This window comes from Achromobacter sp. (genome assembly GCF_049647645.1).
In the GTDB taxonomy this organism is placed as follows: domain Bacteria; phylum Pseudomonadota; class Gammaproteobacteria; order Burkholderiales; family Burkholderiaceae_B; genus Achromobacter.
The window spans coordinates 36,184-52,610 of the sequence record NZ_JBARYB010000082.1 but is presented as its reverse complement, the minus strand read 5'-3'; the positions used below and the strand labels follow the sequence as shown (position 1 = coordinate 52,610).

The 16,427-nt window shown below is 65.3% G+C and carries 9 protein-coding genes and 1 pseudogene; 5 read left to right on the top strand and 5 right to left on the bottom strand.

The genetic code is table 11. The features are described 5' to 3' along the window. From WBB14_RS09555 to WBB14_RS09545, 3 genes are all read right to left on the bottom strand, one after another. Nucleotides 1–286: electron transfer flavoprotein subunit beta/FixA family protein (locus WBB14_RS09555; protein ID WP_424239610.1), on the bottom strand; the 286-nt coding region annotated here is incomplete at its 3' end. Between the two features lie 46 nt (nt 287–332). After that, on the bottom strand, nt 333–1,577 hold the full coding sequence (locus WBB14_RS09550; RefSeq protein WP_424239609.1) for a CaiB/BaiF CoA transferase family protein: 1,245 nt from the start codon (nt 1,575–1,577) through the stop codon (nt 333–335). Continuing rightward, entirely contained in the window at nt 1,574–2,740 is a 1,167-nt protein-coding gene (locus WBB14_RS09545) for an acyl-CoA dehydrogenase family protein (protein WP_424239608.1), read from the bottom strand. The genes WBB14_RS09550 and WBB14_RS09545 overlap by 4 nt, the downstream gene beginning before the upstream one ends. 219 nt (nt 2,741–2,959) lie before the next feature. On the opposite strand from WBB14_RS09545, the gene WBB14_RS09540 reads away from it, so the two are divergent. The 3 genes from WBB14_RS09540 to WBB14_RS09530 all read left to right on the top strand — a co-directional run bounded on the left by WBB14_RS09540 (nt 2,960) and on the right by WBB14_RS09530 (nt 5,939). Beyond that, the gene (locus WBB14_RS09540) at nt 2,960–4,027 is read left to right on the top strand and encodes a MaoC family dehydratase (RefSeq protein ID WP_424239607.1); all 1,068 of its coding nucleotides are present in this window, start codon (nt 2,960–2,962) and stop codon (nt 4,025–4,027) included. 48 nt (nt 4,028–4,075) lie between these two features. Next, a complete protein-coding gene (locus WBB14_RS09535) occupies nt 4,076–5,071 on the top strand; it encodes an HpcH/HpaI aldolase/citrate lyase family protein (protein ID WP_424239606.1) in 996 nt (331 codons plus the stop codon). An 82-nt stretch (nt 5,072–5,153) separates the two neighbouring features. Then, nucleotides 5,154–5,939 carry a GntR family transcriptional regulator gene (locus WBB14_RS09530; protein WP_424239605.1) on the top strand — a complete coding sequence of 262 codons (786 nt, stop codon included), beginning with the start codon at nt 5,154–5,156 and terminating at the stop codon, nt 5,937–5,939. Nucleotides 5,940–5,951: 12 nt separating this feature from the next. Here WBB14_RS09530 and WBB14_RS09525 read toward each other — a convergent pair whose 3' ends face one another. Both WBB14_RS09525 and WBB14_RS09520 read right to left on the bottom strand, forming a co-directional pair. Continuing rightward, complete coding sequence (locus WBB14_RS09525; protein WP_424239604.1) at nt 5,952–7,160, bottom strand: MFS transporter; 1,209 nt, start codon at nt 7,158–7,160, stop codon at nt 5,952–5,954. Next, a complete protein-coding gene (locus tag WBB14_RS09520) occupies nt 7,144–8,100 on the bottom strand; it encodes a Bug family tripartite tricarboxylate transporter substrate binding protein (RefSeq protein ID WP_424239603.1) in 957 nt (318 codons plus the stop codon). Before WBB14_RS09520 ends, WBB14_RS09525 begins: the two co-directional genes overlap by 17 nt. A gap of 298 nt (nt 8,101–8,398) precedes the next feature. Between WBB14_RS09520 and WBB14_RS09515 the strand changes: the two are divergent. Together WBB14_RS09515 and WBB14_RS09510 are read left to right on the top strand one after the other, a co-directional pair. Further along, nucleotides 8,399–8,611: pseudogene (locus tag WBB14_RS09515) on the top strand (transposase); the annotation flags it as partial. A 400-nt stretch (nt 8,612–9,011) separates the two neighbouring features. Then, complete coding sequence (locus tag WBB14_RS09510) at nt 9,012–16,340, top strand: autotransporter-associated beta strand repeat-containing protein (protein ID WP_424239602.1); 7,329 nt, start codon at nt 9,012–9,014, stop codon at nt 16,338–16,340. Nucleotides 16,341–16,427 lie beyond the last annotated feature (87 nt).

Sequence of the window (16,427 nt, the reverse complement as noted above, 5' to 3'; positions counted from 1 at the left end):
CCAGCGGCTGAAGCTCGGCATCGGTCTGCACCAGCACGCCGCGGTCGGCGCCAATGGCCATGGCCGTGCGCAGCGTTTCCTGGCATTGCGCAACGCCGCAAGAAACCGCCACGACTTCAGCAACCGCCCCCTTCTCCTTCAGGCGGGTCGCTTCCTCGACGGCGATCTCGTCAAAGGGGTTCATGGACATCTTCACATTGGCGATATCCACGCCGGTTTGATCAGACTTGACGCGCACCTTGACGTTGTAGTCAACGACGCGCTTGACGGGTACCAGTATTTTCATCGGGCATACTCCCATGGCTTGAATCCTTCATCTCGATGCAGGCGCATCAACGAACCGCCTGCGCCGCGCGCAACCGCGCCACGGCGTCCTCGTCATAGCCGGCTGCCTGCAGGATCTCGTCCGTATGCTCGCCCAGCAGCGGCGCGCGGCGGCGCACCGCGCCCGGCGACTCGCTCAGCTTGACCGGAACCCCTACGATGCTTACCAGACGGTTCGCGCCAGGCTGCTCCACCTCCACCAGCATCTCCCGGCGCGCATAGTGCTCATCCTGGAAAATCTCCGCAGCGGTGTAAACCGGCCCGAATGGCACTCTGCCGCCCAGCGCCGCGCCGATCTCGTCCTTGGTGCGCACGGCGGTGTATGCCTCCACCGCATCGATGACCTGCTGCTGATTCCGCACGCGCGCCGCGTTGGTGGCGAACGCCGGATCCTTGGCCATGTCCGGGCGGCCGATGAGGCCGGCCAGCGTCTCCCAGAACGCATCCGTCGCGCAGGCAATCGACACATGGCCGTCCAGCGACCGGAACAAGCCGAACGGACACAGCAGGGGATGCCGATTCCCCTCCGCCTTGGGCGCCTGGCCCGTATAGGAGTATTGATAGACGATGCGCTCGCACATGGCCAGCACGGCGTCGGTCATGGCCACATCGACGAACTGCCCCCGGCCGGTCCGTTGCACATGGCGGACCGCCGCCAGCACGCCCACGCACAGCATGAGCGCTGGCACCGTGTCGCCCACGCCTGGCCCTACTTTTGTCGGCGTTTCGGCATTCGGCCCGGTGATGCCCATCATTCCGCCCATCGCTTGCGAAACCACGTCATAGGCCGGCCAATGCGCATAGGGACTCGCTCCGCTGCGCGGATCGCCGAAGCCGCGCACCGTGCCGTATATCAGCCGGGGATTGGTCTGCCGCAGCGTTTCATACGCGAGCCCCAGCCGCTCCATCACACCCGCGCGGAAGTTCTCGATGACGATGTCCGCGCCATCGATCAGCTGGCGCAGGATATCCCTGCCGGCTTCGCTCTTCAGATCGATGGCAATGGAACGCTTGTTGCGGTTGATGCTCTGAAAGTACCCGCCGTAGTCCCGGGTCGCATCCTCGGCCAGGAACGGGCCGGTCACCCGGGTTCCGTCGCCTCCCATGCTTTCCACCTTGATGACGTCGGCGCCATGGTCGGCCAATATCTGCGTGCAGAAAGGTCCCGCCAGCATCTGTGTGAGATCGATCACCCGCAATCCGGCGAGCGCGCCCGCCGCTCCCGTGGAGTCCTGGGGGAACGTCCGGCTCATGCCTGCACCTTGCCTAGCAGCGCATCGGAGATGATGCGCATCTGGATTTCGGAAGTGCCCTCGAAGATCTTGGTCAGGCGCGCATCGCGCCAATAGCGCTCGGCGGCGCAATGCGTGGTGTAGCCGGCGCCGCCGTGGACCTGCAGGCCTTCGCTGGTCACCCGTTCGCTCATTTCGCTGGCCAGCAGTTTGACCATGGACGCTTCGGTGTCCGTACGCACGCCGCGATCGATTTTCTCGCACACGGCGTAGAGCAAGGCGCGGGCGGCCTCGATCTGCGTCGCCATATCGGCGATCTTGAAGCGGATGGCTTGGAAGTCCGCTATCGGCCTGCCGAACTGCGCCCGCTGCCTGGCGTACTGGATCGAATCCTCCAGGCTGCCCTGCGCCAGGCCGATGGAACGCGCCGCTGTGTGCGCACGCGCGGTTTCCAGGCCGGCGCAGGCCAGATAGAACGCCTTGCCCTCATCCCCCACCATGGCCGAATGCGGCACGCGGCAGTTGTCGAATGCGAGCTCCCAGGTCGTCCAGCCGTGATACCCGATCTTGGGGATGACGCTGCCCTGGACGCCCTCCGGCAGTTCGCCGCGCGGCTTCTCGATCATGAACGCGGACAGCCCTTTGTGGCGCGCCTTCGGATCGACCACGGGGTCGCTGCGGCAGATCACCAGGATGAAGTCCGCATCGTCCGCGAACGTGCACCAGTACTTGCTGCCCGTGATCAGCCAGTCGTCGCCATCGCGCACGGCGCGGCAGGAGATGTTGGCCACATCCGAACCGGCGTTGGGCTCGGACAGGGAGAAAGCGCCGAGGAATTCGCCGCGCGCCATGCGTGGCAGGTACTCCGCCTTCTTTTGTGGCGTCAGGCCCTTGAGCGCGCCGATCAGCCCGTTGCCGCGCGCGATCAGGCTGCCCACGCTCATCCATCCGCGCGAAAGTTGCTCCGCCACCAGACAGTACTCGTAGGCGCCCAACCCCAGCCCGCCGTACTCCTCGGGAATCAGGATGCCGAAAAAACCCAGTTCGGCCATTTCATCGATCAGTTCACGAGGGATCTTCCCTTTCTCCGGGTCCAGCCGGTTGGCCACGGGAAGCACGCGTTCCATCGTGAATTGGCGCGCGGCCTCCTGGATCATGCGCCGCTCTTCGCTTTGTGCCTGCATTCTCGTCCCCGCTCAAAAATTGATTCCTTAAATGTACGTACATATTATTTGCCGAAAGCGAGGTGCGCAACCCCTTTCAAAAATAAAATTGCATAAAAATCCAGGATTTTCTAAATTTATTGGATTTGACATTGACGTTTTTGATATGCAATATGTACGAACATTAACCCTAAAAGCGGCCCTGCCGGTGCCGCGCAATCCGGACGGGAGACTGGGCAGATGGGACTGAGCAACGACCGCAGGGGCAATTTTTTCGAGGACTTCCGGCTGGGCATGAAGATCCGCCACGCGACGCCGCGCACCCTCACCGACGGCGATCGCAGCCTCTATATCGGGCTCACGGGCAGCCGCAGCGCGCTGTACACCGCCCACAGCAATGCCGAACTGCTGGGCTGCGGCAACTGGCCTCTCGAGGACCTGCTGGTGTTCAACACCGCCTTCGGCAAGACCGTGCCGGACATTTCATTGAACGCGGCGGCAAACCTGGGCTATGCGGAACTACGATTCATCGCGCCCATGTACCCGGGCGATACCCTGGCCGTCGAGTCCGAGATCATCGGCCTGAAGGAAAACTCCAGCCGCAAGACCGGCGTCGTCTATGTGCGCTCGACCGCGCGCAACCAGCGCCACCAGGAGATCCTGCAATGGGTGCGCTGGGTCATGGTGCACAAGAGGGACCCGCAGGCCGCCTGCCCCGAAACCCTGGTGCCCTCAATGCAGGCGGCCATCGGCGCCGCGCAGCTGGGGCAACACGGATACACGCCGCAAGCCCTGCGCATTACCGAGGTCACAGGCGCCGGGGAGCTCTGGGAAGACTACGACGAGGGCCAGCGGATCGACCACCCTGGCGCAATGACCATCAACGACAGCGACCACAGCATCGCCACTCGCCTCTACCAGAACACCGCTCGCGCGCACTTCGACGGCTACGCCATGAGCGCGCAAGGCGGCCAACGGCTGGTCTATGGCGGGCATGTCATGTCGCTATGCCGCGCCCTGTCCTATGACGGCCTGGAAAACGGCCTTTCCATCCTGGCCATCAACGGCGGCAGCCATGTAAACCCCACCTACGCGGGCGACACCATCGCCTGCGCCACGACGGTGCTGCAACGCATCGACCTGGGACAGGCGCACATGGGCGCCCTGCGCCTGCGCACCATCGGCATCAAGAACGCCGGCGCCGCAGCCATCGCCTTTCCCGACGCCGGCGCCGGCCGGCCCAGCCATCCGGCGCAAGTCGTGCTGGACATCGACTACACCATCGCCATGCCCAGGCGCCGGGCCTGACCGGCCCGGGCGAACCCGTCTTCAACCACATCCCCTACGAGCACCGACATGACTACTGCCATCCATCCCCGCGATGCGCTCTTCGCTGGCGAAAGCCCCTTCCCTGTGCTGCCCGTCTGCGAACATTTCGCCGGCAGCGAAAAGCTGATCGGCAAGGCCATGGACCTGCAGGCCGAGTATGGCTCGATCTTCGACATCACCTGCGATTGCGAGGACGGCGCCGCCGCCGGCCAGGAACGTGGCCATGCCGAAATGGTGGCGCGCATGATCAACTCGGCGCGCAACAAATTCGACCGGGCCGGCGCGCGCATCCACGATCCGTCCCATCCGGCCTGGCGCCAGGACGTGGACATCATCGTGAGCCAGGCAGGCGAACGCGTCGCCTACATCACCATCCCCAAGGCCACCAGCTGGCAGCAGGCTGCCGAGGTCATCGGCTATATCGGCGAGACCGCGCGCAAGGCCGGCCTGGAAAGACAGATCCCCGCCCACGTCCTGGTGGAGACTCACGGCGCCCTGCGCGATGCCTTTCCGATCGCCGCCCTGCCTACCGTCGAGGTGCTGGATTTCGGCCTGATGGATTTCGTCAGCGGCCACCATGGCGCCATCGCGGCCAGCGCCATGCGCAGCCCGGGTCAGTTCGAACACGCGCTGCTGGTGCGCGCCAAGGCCGACGTGGTGGCCGCGGCGCTGGCCCATGGCGTCGTTCCAGCCCATAACGTATGCCTGAATCTCAAGGATCCCATCACCATCGCCGACGACGCCGGCCGCGCCCGCCGGCAGTTCGGCTTCCTGCGCATGTGGAGCATCTATCCCGCGCAGATCCAACCCATTGTGCAGGCGATGCAGCCCGAATTCTCGGAAGTCGAGGATGCCGCCAACATTCTGCTGGCCGCCCAGGACAATGACTGGGGTCCGATCCAGTACGAAGGCGAGCTCCACGACCGCGCCACTTACCGCTACTTCTGGGAAGTCCTGCGCAAGGCCAGGATTACCGGCATGACGCTGCCGCCCGAGGCGCAACACCGCTTCTTCGCCGATTGATCCGCGCGGGCGGTCCGAAGTCCGCAGGAAGGCGGGGCCTTACAATGCTCCCGAAGCCCACGTTCCCCCTTCCAGGCACCTCATGACCGCCACCCGAAAGAACACCCCGACCGCATCCACTGGCGGCCAGCCTCGCTATGTGGAACTGGCCAATACGCTGTTGCGGGACATCCAGGAAGGCCGGCACGTGGTCGGCAGCCTGCTGCCCACGGAACACGAGCTGGCGGACCAGTATGGCGTCAGCCGGCATACGGTGCGCGCATCGCTGAAGAAGCTGGAAGACCTGGGCTATATCTCGCGCAAGAAGGCAGTGGGTACCCTGGTCGAAAGCGCGAACCCGGACACGGCCTTCGTGCAATCGTTCGGCACGCCCGAAGACCTGATACGCGTCGCGGCCACGGAAGTGCGTGCCATCGAAGACGTGCGCCACGTCACCCTGGACCGCAACAAGGCGCGGCGCCTGGAGGCGCCCGTGGGCAGTTCCTGGGTCCTGCTCAGCGGAACGCGCGAAGACGTGCGCCGGGCCGGCGCGCCTGTCGCACAGGCGGACATCTACATCGACGCCACGCTGGCCGGCCTGGTCGACACGATCCGGCTCCAGCCCCAGACCCTGGTCAGTTCGCTGATCGAGCGCGAGTACGCCGTCGTCATCGACGAAATCCGGCAGATGGTCACCGCCACCCTGATCGAAGCCCCGCTGGCCGAGCGCCTGCGGGTCCAGGCCGGCAGCGCCGGCCTGCGCCTCATCCGGCACTACAAGGACGCGACCGGAAGAATCCTCGAAATCACCGACACCACCTACCCGGCCGACCGCGTAACCGTGGCGTTCCAGCTCAAGCGCAGTCTCAAGCCCAACCTCAATCCGTAGGCTGCGGCCTGCTCAGGCCGCCCTCCAGCTTGCCCTCGAACCAAGCAGCAACAGCGCCATCAGCGGCAAGACGGCCAGCGCCCCATATGCCACGCCCAGGCTGGACTGTTCCGCCAGCAGGCCGAACGCTGGCGGACCTGTCACTACCCCGATGTACGTGAAGAACATCGTCCCGCCGGTCACCGACGCCACCTTGCCCGCAGGTGCCAGACGCGCCAATTCGCCGAGGAACACCCCGTTCCAGCCAATCGCCGTCGCGCCCAGCAGCGCCGCCAGCAGGCACAGTACCAGCATGGCGGGTTGTGCAGGCGTGAACGCCAACCCCAGGGCGCTGCCCGCCATCAACACGCCGATAAGCATCAGCACGCCACGCGGCGAACGCGTCCGATCGGCAACCCGCCCCCATGCCACGCGGCCCACCATGCCTGCGCCCTGGACCACGGCGTAGACCAGCACGGCGCGCGCGACGCTCAGTTGCAGATCCCGCAGCAGGAACACCATCAGATAGCCGCTGACCGAAAGCTGGCACGCGGAGAACAACAGCGAAATGCCCGCCATGGTGCGCAGCTGCGCGCGCTGCAATACGTCCATGACGGGCCTGTGCCACTGCCCCGCCCCGGTTGCGCGCGGTGCAGCCGGTTCATCCAATTGCGCGCGCAGCCAGTCCGAGGCCAGCGCCACTATGCAGGCCGTCCCCGCCAGGAAAAGCAAGGCCGTGCGCCACGACGACCATGCCGCCAGCGCCGGCAAAATGGCCCCGGCCAGCAGGCCTCCCAGCGGCACGCCGGTCTGTTTCAGCGAAAAAACCGTGTACATCCGCTCTTGCGCCGTCGTGCGCGCAAGAATGTGAGAACTGGCGGGTGTGATGATGCCGTAACCCAGGCCGCACAGCAGCGCCGCGGCGTGCTGCGCAAACGGCGCCTCGACCGTCAGCAACGCCAGGCCCACGGCTTGAAGCGCCAGGGCCGCCTGCGATACGCGCACCGCACCCAGCCCTCCAACCAGCATGCTGCTCAACGCACTGCTTATCATCGCCCCGCCATAGACCACGGCGAGGAACAGGCCCACCTCCGCCGTGCGCGCACCGGGAATCAACGGAGCCAGTACGGCGAACGCCAGCGCGCCGGCGGTGCTGACGGCCTGGATCGCCAGCGTGCAAGCCAGTATCGCCACCGGCCGCCGCCCGTCCCGCTGGACGCTGGCGTCATTCTGCCTTGGCATTGGCCGCCTTCACCGCCTCGCCCCAGCGCTCGACTTCGGCGCCGATGAAAGTGCTGAATTGCGCTGGTCCCATCACCTGTGGAATGGCGCCCAGTTCGGCCATGCGCTTAGTCCATTGCGGCGCCTGGGCGATGCGGATGATTTCGCCGGCCAGCCTGTCGACGACGGACTGCGGCAAATTCTTCGGTGCTACCACCCCTATCCAAGGGTCGCCGCGGAAACCAGCATACCCCGACTCAGCGATGGTCGGCACCGACTGCAACGTCGCCACGCGATGCTCGCTCGCCACTGCCAACGCCTTCAACTTCCCGCTGCGCACCAGCGGTTCGGCAATCGACGCCACTTCGAACATGACATCGACCTGCCCGCCCACCACGTCGGTCATGGCCGCCACGCCGCCTTTGTACGGGATATGGTTCAGCTTGATTCCAGCGCGCTGCTGGAACATTTCCATCACTAGATGGTTGGTGACGCCATTACCGCCTGATGCGTAGTTGATCGCGGTCGGATGCTTCTTGGCGTATTCGACCAGGTCGGCAAGGCTCTTGAAGCGGGACTCGGGGTGGACGACCAGCACCAGCGGAAAGAGCCCTATCATCGCCAGGGGCTGGAAGTCCGTCCTGCTGTCATAGCGCAGGCTCTTGTAGATCCAACCATTGACCGCCAGCGGACCGCTGGACGTGGCAAGCAGCGTATAGCCGTCGGGTCGCGATCGCGCCACTTCCTCGGCGGCCAGACCCGCTCCCACGCCGGGCTTGTTCTCGACAAAGAACGTCTGCCCCAGATCACCCGTCAGTTGCTGCGCCAGCATGCGCGCAATCACATCGGTAGTCTGCCCCGCGGGAAACCCCACCAATATCCGCACCGCCTTCTCCGGATACTCCGCGCACGCCGCACCCGCCCACAGCGCGCACGCCGATAGCAAAACGCGCGACGTCATTCTTGACCAGCCCATGTTGTCACCTCCGTGCCGATGCTGTAACGCACCTGGTATGTCCGCACATGCCCCCCTGACGGAAACACATCCGGTCGGGTCTAGATGAGACCCAAATAATTAGGTACGTACATAATACGCCAACACCAAGATTTGGAGATAGGGGATTACGATCACATAAGCGTTTGATATGTCATTGAATTGAAGTTCTATCCAGAGAATCTCCAGGAATAGTTTGTACGAACATATTAAGGAAACTTAACTTCGTCCGCCTGCCGACAGACTTAGGCCTCCAACATCCGCCATCCCGTGCCTGCGGGCCGAAGCAGGCTTGGCAGTGCCCGAGCTGTGCCCCGAGGTGGGCATCAGGTCGGCAACGTTCTACAAGTGGCGTTCCAAGTACGGCGGCATGGACGTATCGCTGATGGCGCGCATAAAGGAGCTGGGGGCCGAGAACGCCCGGCGGCGCACGATGTTCGTCGAGGAGAAGCTCAAGGCCGAGATCCTGGCGGAGGCGCACCGTACCTACAAAAGGCGAACTTTATTCGGCGTGCTCAAACCCTCAACAAAGCAACCCAAATACCAAATTTCAGTGATGCCCGCTAGAAGCTGCCTGTGGCAAAGTTTCACTTGGAAATTATTGGATATTTATTTTGACTCCCTCGCGGCAGGTCAACGCGGCGTATTGGGTCACCGACCTGATCGACGCAGGCATTGCGCCGACGACTCGTAGCCCAACTTCCGCGGGCGGGGCCATTCCGAAATCGTCATCAAATGCATCGATTTGAATCGCCGCGCGCTTCGCCGGCGTGGATATCGCAGCGAGTCACGTCCCGGGTGATTTTGAATCCGTCATACGCAGCCATACGCTGCGCCACCGCTCCCCTCCTTCGCCCAATCATCAAGGAAACAGAAAGATGAACCGTATTTACCGCACGCTCTGGAACGCGAGCCTGGGCAGTTGGGTGGCCGTGCCGGAGATAGCCCGTGGCGGTGGCGGTTTGGGGGTTGAGGTCGCAGGCACCCGTGCCGCAAAGGCGCCTGCGCTGCGCTGGCATGCCGTTGCAACGGCCGTGGCGTTGGCATGGGGTCTGGCCGGAGCGGCTCCCGTTGCGCTGGCGGCCTGCTGGCCTACGATTCCAGCCGCAGGTGGAACGGTGGACTGCACTGGTTCCGTCCTTGGAACTTACGGCACGTCAGTGAACAACCTCACGGTCAACGTCGCCAACGGCGCCACGGTGTATTCATCGACGGGCGCCGATCTCATCCTCGACGGCGATAACGTCAGGTTCAACAACTTCGGTACGATCGGCCCGACGCTGTTGGCACCGCAGGTCGACTTCTCCTCCGGGGTGGTCTTGGGCAACGCCAACAACAGCGTCGTTACCATCAACAATAATGGGGGCGCCAAGGCGATCGGCGATGCGCAGCAAACCAGCCTGCCCAATCTGACCGGCATGGCCTACGAGGTCAAGAATGGCGCGAACGGCATCGTGAACTTCACCAACAACGGCTCCATCGATGCCGTGCCGCTGATCACCGCCGGTGCGTTGACCGCGTCGGATATCCCGGTGGTCACCGTCTACAACCCGTCGAACAGTGCCGGGGGCGCGGGCCCGCGAGTCGACTTCACCAACGCTCCCGCTCGCACCATCATCGGGCGGATCGCGTTCCAGGGCTCGACGGCGGGGAACACCTTCATCAACGCAGGCGCCCTCCACGGCAGCCTGTCCATGGGCACGGGCGGCTTCACCGGGAACACGTTCATCGCGGTGACCGGCTCGACAGTCCAGAGTGGTGGCGGGGTAGCGGGCGCGATGGGCGTAGCGAACCGGCCAGGCCTCCAGTTCGCCGCCGCGGGCCTCGTCGATGGCGGCTTGAATGGCGCCAACACCTTGATCCTGCAGAACGTCGCCGCTGCCAACAATCCCGGCTCCGGTTCTGCCGGCACCGGCGTCGTCTCCGTCACAACCTACAAGAACTTTCCCAACCTCAAAGTCCTCAGCGGCACCTGGACCATACTCGGTCCTATGCTCAGTGGTTTCGCCAACCCCACGGCCGAGTTGAGGGACGGTATCGCCACCATCAACGATGCTTCGGTCTTCGGCATCGCCACCGTCGCCGCCAACGGCGGAACGCTGCGTGCTCTGGTCCCGTTACTGAACGTGCCCAGTGCATTCACCCTGGGTACCGGCGGGCTGACCATCGGCGGTTCCAACCAACTGACCCTGAACGGCCGACTGAGCGGTGGCGGCGCGCTGACCAAGAGCGGAACCAACACGCTAGTCCTGAACAACACCACCAACGACTACAGCGGCGGCACCATCCTCAGCGGCGGCGCCCTGATCCTCGGCAGCGCCGCGGCGCTCGGCGGCGGAGGTCTGTCGGTCACCGCCGCGTCGACGCTGCAAGGCGCCTCGCCACTGACCCTGGACACTGGCATCAACCTGAGCGCGGCGTTGAGCCTGGACGGCAGCCAGGCGCTGACCCTGAGCGGCAACATCACCGGCACCGGCTCGTTGAAAAAATCCGGCAGCAACGAGGTGACCCTCACTCGCGTGAACGACTTCACAGGCGGAGTCGACATCGCCGCCGGCAAGCTGATCCTTGGCAGCGTCGGCGCAATCGGCAGCGGTACCCTGAGGGTGTCCGGGGCAACTGCCGCTCTCGACACGGCCAGCGACCATATCCTGACCAATGCCGTGACCTTGGCCAGCGGCACGCTGACCCTCACCGGCAGCAACGAGCTGACCTTGGCCGGGTTCATCACCGGCAGCGGCAGCCTGGTCAAGAACGGCGCCAGCACCCTGACCCTCAGTGGCGCCAACAACTTCACTGGCGGTCTACAACTGAACGCCGGCAGGTTGATCATCGACAGCAACGACGCTCTTGGCAGCCGCACATTCAGCGCCGCGGCGGGCACCACCCTGGATACCAATGCGGCGCGCACCGTCGGCAATGCTGCGACGCTCGGCGGCAACGTCACCGTCGCTGGATCCAACGACTTGACGCTCAACGGCGCGATCTCCGGCGCGGGCGGCCTGACCAAGAATGGCGCCGCGAGCCTGACCCTCGCGGGGAACAACGATTTCCTGGGCGGTGTCGCGCTGAATTCCGGGACCCTGCTGCTCGACAACGGCTCAGCCCTGGGTACGGGCACCCTGACCACCGCTGCCGGCACCACCCTCGGCGCCAGCGACAACCTGACCGCGACCAACCTGATCGGGCTCAACGGCGACCTGACCATCAACGGCCGGGGCAACCTCAGCCTGAATGGCGTGATCAGCGGCAGCGGCAATCTGACCAAGAATGGCAGCAGCAACCTCCAGCTGGCCGGCGCCAACACCTTCCAGGGCAACGTCCTGCTCAATGCCGGTACGCTGTACATCGGAAGCGCCGACGCGCTGGGGCAAGGCCGCCTGATCGCCTCAGGCGGCACCCTCGACACGCTGTCGGCACGTGCCGTGGCCAACCACATCACTCTTAATGGCGCAATGGCCGTCGGTGGCCTCAGCGACCTCACCCTGCAAGGCGTCATCGATGGCAACGGCAGCCTGAGCAAGGGCGGCGCCGCCAATCTCAGCCTGACGGGCGTGAACACCTACAGCGGCGGCACCGTCCTCAACGGCGGCAGCATCACGATCAACAACGCCGGCGCGCTCGGTTCCGGCGACCTGACCGTCGGCGGAGGCGCCAGCCTGATCGGTTCCGCGCCATTGTCCCTGGACCAGGCCGTGCACCTGCACGCCGGTCTGACCCTGCCGGGCAGCGACGCGCTGACGCTCGGCGGCATGATCGACGGCTCGGCCGGCCTGACCAAGACCGGTGCCGGCGCCCTGACCCTGAGCGGCTCGAACACCTATAGCGGCGGGACCACCCTCAACAACGGTACGCTGATCGTCGCCTCCAACACCGCCTTGGGCAGCGGCTCTTTGACCGCCGCCAGCGGCACCTCGCTGGACAGCAGTGCCGCCGTAACGCTGACCAACCGCGTAAATACCAGCACCGGCGGCCTGAACGTGCTGGGCAGCCACGACCTGACACTCAAAGGGACGATTACTGGCACCGGTGGGCTGACCAAGAACGGATCGGCCACGCTGACCCTGGCGGGCGCCAACACCTTTGCGGGCAACACCCAGGTCAATGCAGGCGCGTTGCTGATTGACGGCTCGGTGAACGGGTCCGTCACGGCCAACAGCGGCGGCGCGCTGGGCGGCACCGGCCGCATTGCCGGCGATGTCGAAATCGCTTCGGGCGCGACCCTGTCTCCCGGCCACGGCGGTCCCGGCACCTTGACCGTGGATGGCAATCTCACGCTACACGCCAACTCGGCCACCCGCTACGAGCTGGGCCAAGCCGGCGTGGTAGGGGGCGCTAGCAATGACCTGGTGTCCGTAGGGGGCAACCTTACGTTGGGCGGGACGTTGACCGCCAATGCGGCCTCGGCCGGCTGGTACCGCCTGTTCAACTATGACGGCAGCTTGTCGGGCAGTTTTGCGTCCACCCAGGTCAACAGCACGCAATCGGGCTTCAGGCCCGGCAGCCACACCTTGGACATGGGCACGACTGGCCAAATCACTCTGTCGGTGATGGGCGCAGGGCAAAGCCTGCAGTTCTGGAACGGCGGGCAGACCAGCGGCAACGGCAGCATCGCCGGTGGCGCTGGCACCTGGAGTGCGTCGGGCACCAACTGGACGGACAGCGCGGGCACCGCGACCCAAGGGTGGAACGGATCGGTCGCCGTCTTCGGAGGCAGCGCCGGCGGCAACGTGTCCGTGGCCGGCACCCAGTCCTTCGACACGCTGCAGTTCAGCACCAATGGCTACAACCTGACGGGCGGCAACCTGGCGTTCTCGCCAGCCTCGGGCACGCAGGGCACCATCAACACCGACGCAGGCATCAGCGCCGCCATCGCGGCGACCATCGTCGATGGATCGGCCACGGGCCTGCTGAAGGTCGGCGGCGGTACGCTCACGCTTTCTGGTTCGAACACCTACAGCGGCGGCACAACGGTGGCCGAGGGCACCCTGGCGGCCGCCAGCGACCACGCGCTGGGCACCGGCGCGGTAACGGTGGACAACACGGCAGGCCGGAACGCGACCCTGCAGATCAACAGCGGCGTGACGCTGGCCAATACCGTCATGCTGACCCACGGCGGCACACTGGACAATGCCGGTACGCTGGCGGGCAATCTGCTGTTGGACTCCTCCAGTGCCAACCATGTGAGATTACAGGCCGGCAGCCAGATCCTGGGCAATCTGGACCTGGGCAGCAACGTCGGCTCTACGCTGACGCTGGAGGCCGCTGGCAACGCGATGCAGCTGCATTCCCAGGCTGTGCGCGGCAGCACCGCCTTGGCCGGGGGACTGGTCAAGAGCGGCGCCGGCGCCTGGGTGCTGGACCTGGACCTGGCTCCTGGAGCCGCCACCATCGCTGACGGTACGCTGCAGCTGGGCAATGGCGGCACGATGGGGAGCCTCGGAGCAGGAGCCGTGAGCAACAATGGCACGCTGGCGATCGATCGCAGCGACGCAATCACGTTGGCGAACCAGATCAGCGGCAGTGGCAATCTGGTGCAAAACGGCGCTGGCACAACCACTCTGACCGGCGCCAACAGCTACTCGGGCGGCACCACCATCAACGCAGGCAAGCTGATCGCCTCGGTGCACAGCCTGGGCAGCGGCGCCATCACCAACAACGCGGTCCTGGAACTGAACCAGGCCAGCGATGCCACGCTGGCCCAGGTCATCGGCGGCAACGGCAGCCTGAGCAAGACGGGGGCGGGCAGCCTGACACTGGCTGGCGCCAACACCTACACCGGCAGTACCACCATCAACGCAGGCAAGCTGATCGCCTCGGTGGCCAACCTGGGCAGCGGCGCCATCGCCAACAACGGGGCCCTGGAACTCAACCAGGCAAGCGATGCCACGCTGTCCCAGGCCATCGGCGGCAACGGCAGCCTGACCAAGACGGGGGCCGGCAGCCTGACACTGGCTGGCGCCAACACCTACACCGGCGGCACCACCATCAACGCAGGCAAGCTGATCGCCTCGGTGCACAACCTGGGCAGCGGCGCCATCGCCAACAACGCGATGCTGGAACTCAACCAGGCAAGCGATGCCACGCTGACCCAGGCCATCGGCGGCAACGGCAGCCTGACCAAGACGGGGGCCGGCAGCCTGACACTGGCCGGCGCCAACACCTACACCGGCAGTACCACCATCAACGCAGGCAAGCTGGTCGCCTCGGTGGCCAACCTGGGCAGCGGCCCCATCGCCAACAACGGGGCGCTGGAACTCAACCAGGCCAGCGATGCCACGCTGGCCCAGGCCATCAGCGGCAACGGCAGCCTGACCAAGACGGGGGCTGGCAGCCTGACGCTGGCTGGCGCCAACACATTCACCGGCAACACCACCATCAACGCTGGCAGGCTGGTCGCTTCGGTGGCCAACCTGGGCAGCGGCGTCATCACCAACAACGCCGCGCTGGAGTTGAACCAGGCAAGCGATGCCACGCTGGCCCAGGCCATCAGCGGCAACGGCAGCCTGACCAAGACAGGATCTGGCCGCTTGACGTTGACGGGCGACAGCAGCGCTTTCGCCGGCAGCACGCAGCTCAATGCCGGAGCGCTTGCGTTGCACGCGGGGGCCGCGCTTGGAGGCAACCTGACGGTTGCCAGCGGCGCAAGCCTAAGTGGCAGCGGCGCCATAGGCTCGACCACGCTGGCCAACGGCAGCGTCATCGCTCCGGGCAGCACCGGCCCATCGGGCCATGCCTATGGCGCCCTGACCGTCAATGGCGACCTGACCTTCCTGGCGGGCTCGTCGTACCAGGTCCATGCCGATCCTGCATCGAACACCAGCGACCGCATCGCGGTGACCGGCACGGCCTCCCTGGCGGGCGGGGTGCTGCACGTGGGCCCTGAAGCTGGCTTTGACGCGGCCAAGGCCTACACCATCCTGACGGCCAACGCGGTCAATGGCACGTTCAATACCGTGTCGTCGAACTACGCATACCTCAACCCCTCGCTGAGCTACGGGGCTCAACAGGTCAAGCTGCAGCTGGAGCGAAAACAGACAGCGCCCAGTACGCCGATTGCCTTTGCCGATGCCGCGAGTACGTCGAACCAGCGCTCGGTGGCCAATGCCTTGGATAGCCTGCCGTCGGGTAGTGCCTTGCACAAGTACATCCTGACGCTACCCGAAGGCGCGCCGCCGGAAGTCTTCAACAGCCTGAGCGGAGAAGCCCACGCCAGCGTGGTATCCAGTCTGCAGGGCAGCAGCTCGTCGCCGCGCACCTTGCCGCTGCAGCGCCTGCGCACGAATCTGAACGCCGGCATGAGCCCGGGCGCGCCTACGGCACAAGCCGGCGGTCCGCTGCCGGCCTCGGCCTTGCCCTCGTCCAATGCCCAACCTGCCTGGGCCGAGCTGGTGGGCAACTGGCAAACGCAGAAGGAAAACGGCAACGCCGCGCAAGCGCGCCAGCACACGGGCGGCCTGTTCATCGGCGCCGATCATGAGGTAGGCCACAGCGGCTGGCGCCTGGGTGCCGCCGTCGGCTACACCGACAGCAAGATCAGCGTCGATGACCGATCCTCGCAAGCCGATGTGTCGGGCTATAGCGCCACGCTGTACGGCGGCAAGTCGTTTGCGGTGGGCGCGGGCAAGTTGAACTTTCTGGCCGGCGCAGCCTACACCTGGCATGACGTGAACACCAAGCGTTATGCCACCGTGGCAAGCACACAGGAGAAGTTGACGGCCGACTACGGCGCGAACACGACTCAGCTCTTTACCGAGCTGGGCTACTCGATGCCGTTGACCGATAGCACCCGTATCGAACCCTTCGTGGGCTTTGCCTGGAGCGATCTGCGCACGCGCGGATTCTCGGAGTCAGGCGGCTCGGCAGCCTTGAACGGCCACAGCAGCAGCGACAAGCAAACCAGCAGCACGCTGGGCTTGCGTACGCAGACAGACTTCACCGTCGGCCGCGCTGAAGCGCGCTTGCATGCCATGGCGGGCTGGCGTCACGCCTTTGGCGGCCTGACCGCGGAGACGACGATGGCCTTCGAGGGCAGCCAGGCGTTCACGGTGGCCGGTACGCCGATCGCGCGTAATGCCGCTCTGGCCGAGCTGGGCGCGGAAGTCGCCGTATCGCGCGACACCACGCTGGCATTGACCTACAACGGCCAATACGGCGGCGGCAATCGCGAGCATGCCGGTTCGCTCAATGTGCGCTGGCGCTATTGACCAACGCATGCGGTATGAGGCGCTTCGGCGCAAGGCCGCCAGGCTGCCACTGAGCGTCCCATGATATGTTCTGCCCGATCCCTACGA

Coding starts and splice junctions, on each gene's coding strand:
- WBB14_RS09550 (WP_424239609.1), bottom strand. CDS start 1,577: ATGAGCCGGACGTTCCCCCAGGACTCCACGGGAGCGGCGGGCGCGCTC.
- WBB14_RS09520 (WP_424239603.1), bottom strand. CDS start 8,100: ATGACGTCGCGCGTTTTGCTATCGGCGTGCGCGCTGTGGGCGGGTGCG.
- WBB14_RS09545 (WP_424239608.1), bottom strand. CDS start 2,740: ATGCAGGCACAAAGCGAAGAGCGGCGCATGATCCAGGAGGCCGCGCGC.
- WBB14_RS09530 (WP_424239605.1), top strand. CDS start 5,154: ATGACCGCCACCCGAAAGAACACCCCGACCGCATCCACTGGCGGCCAG.
- WBB14_RS09525 (WP_424239604.1), bottom strand. CDS start 7,160: ATGCCAAGGCAGAATGACGCCAGCGTCCAGCGGGACGGGCGGCGGCCG.
- WBB14_RS09535 (WP_424239606.1), top strand. CDS start 4,076: ATGACTACTGCCATCCATCCCCGCGATGCGCTCTTCGCTGGCGAAAGC.
- WBB14_RS09510 (WP_424239602.1), top strand. CDS start 9,012: ATGAACCGTATTTACCGCACGCTCTGGAACGCGAGCCTGGGCAGTTGG.
- WBB14_RS09540 (WP_424239607.1), top strand. CDS start 2,960: ATGGGACTGAGCAACGACCGCAGGGGCAATTTTTTCGAGGACTTCCGG.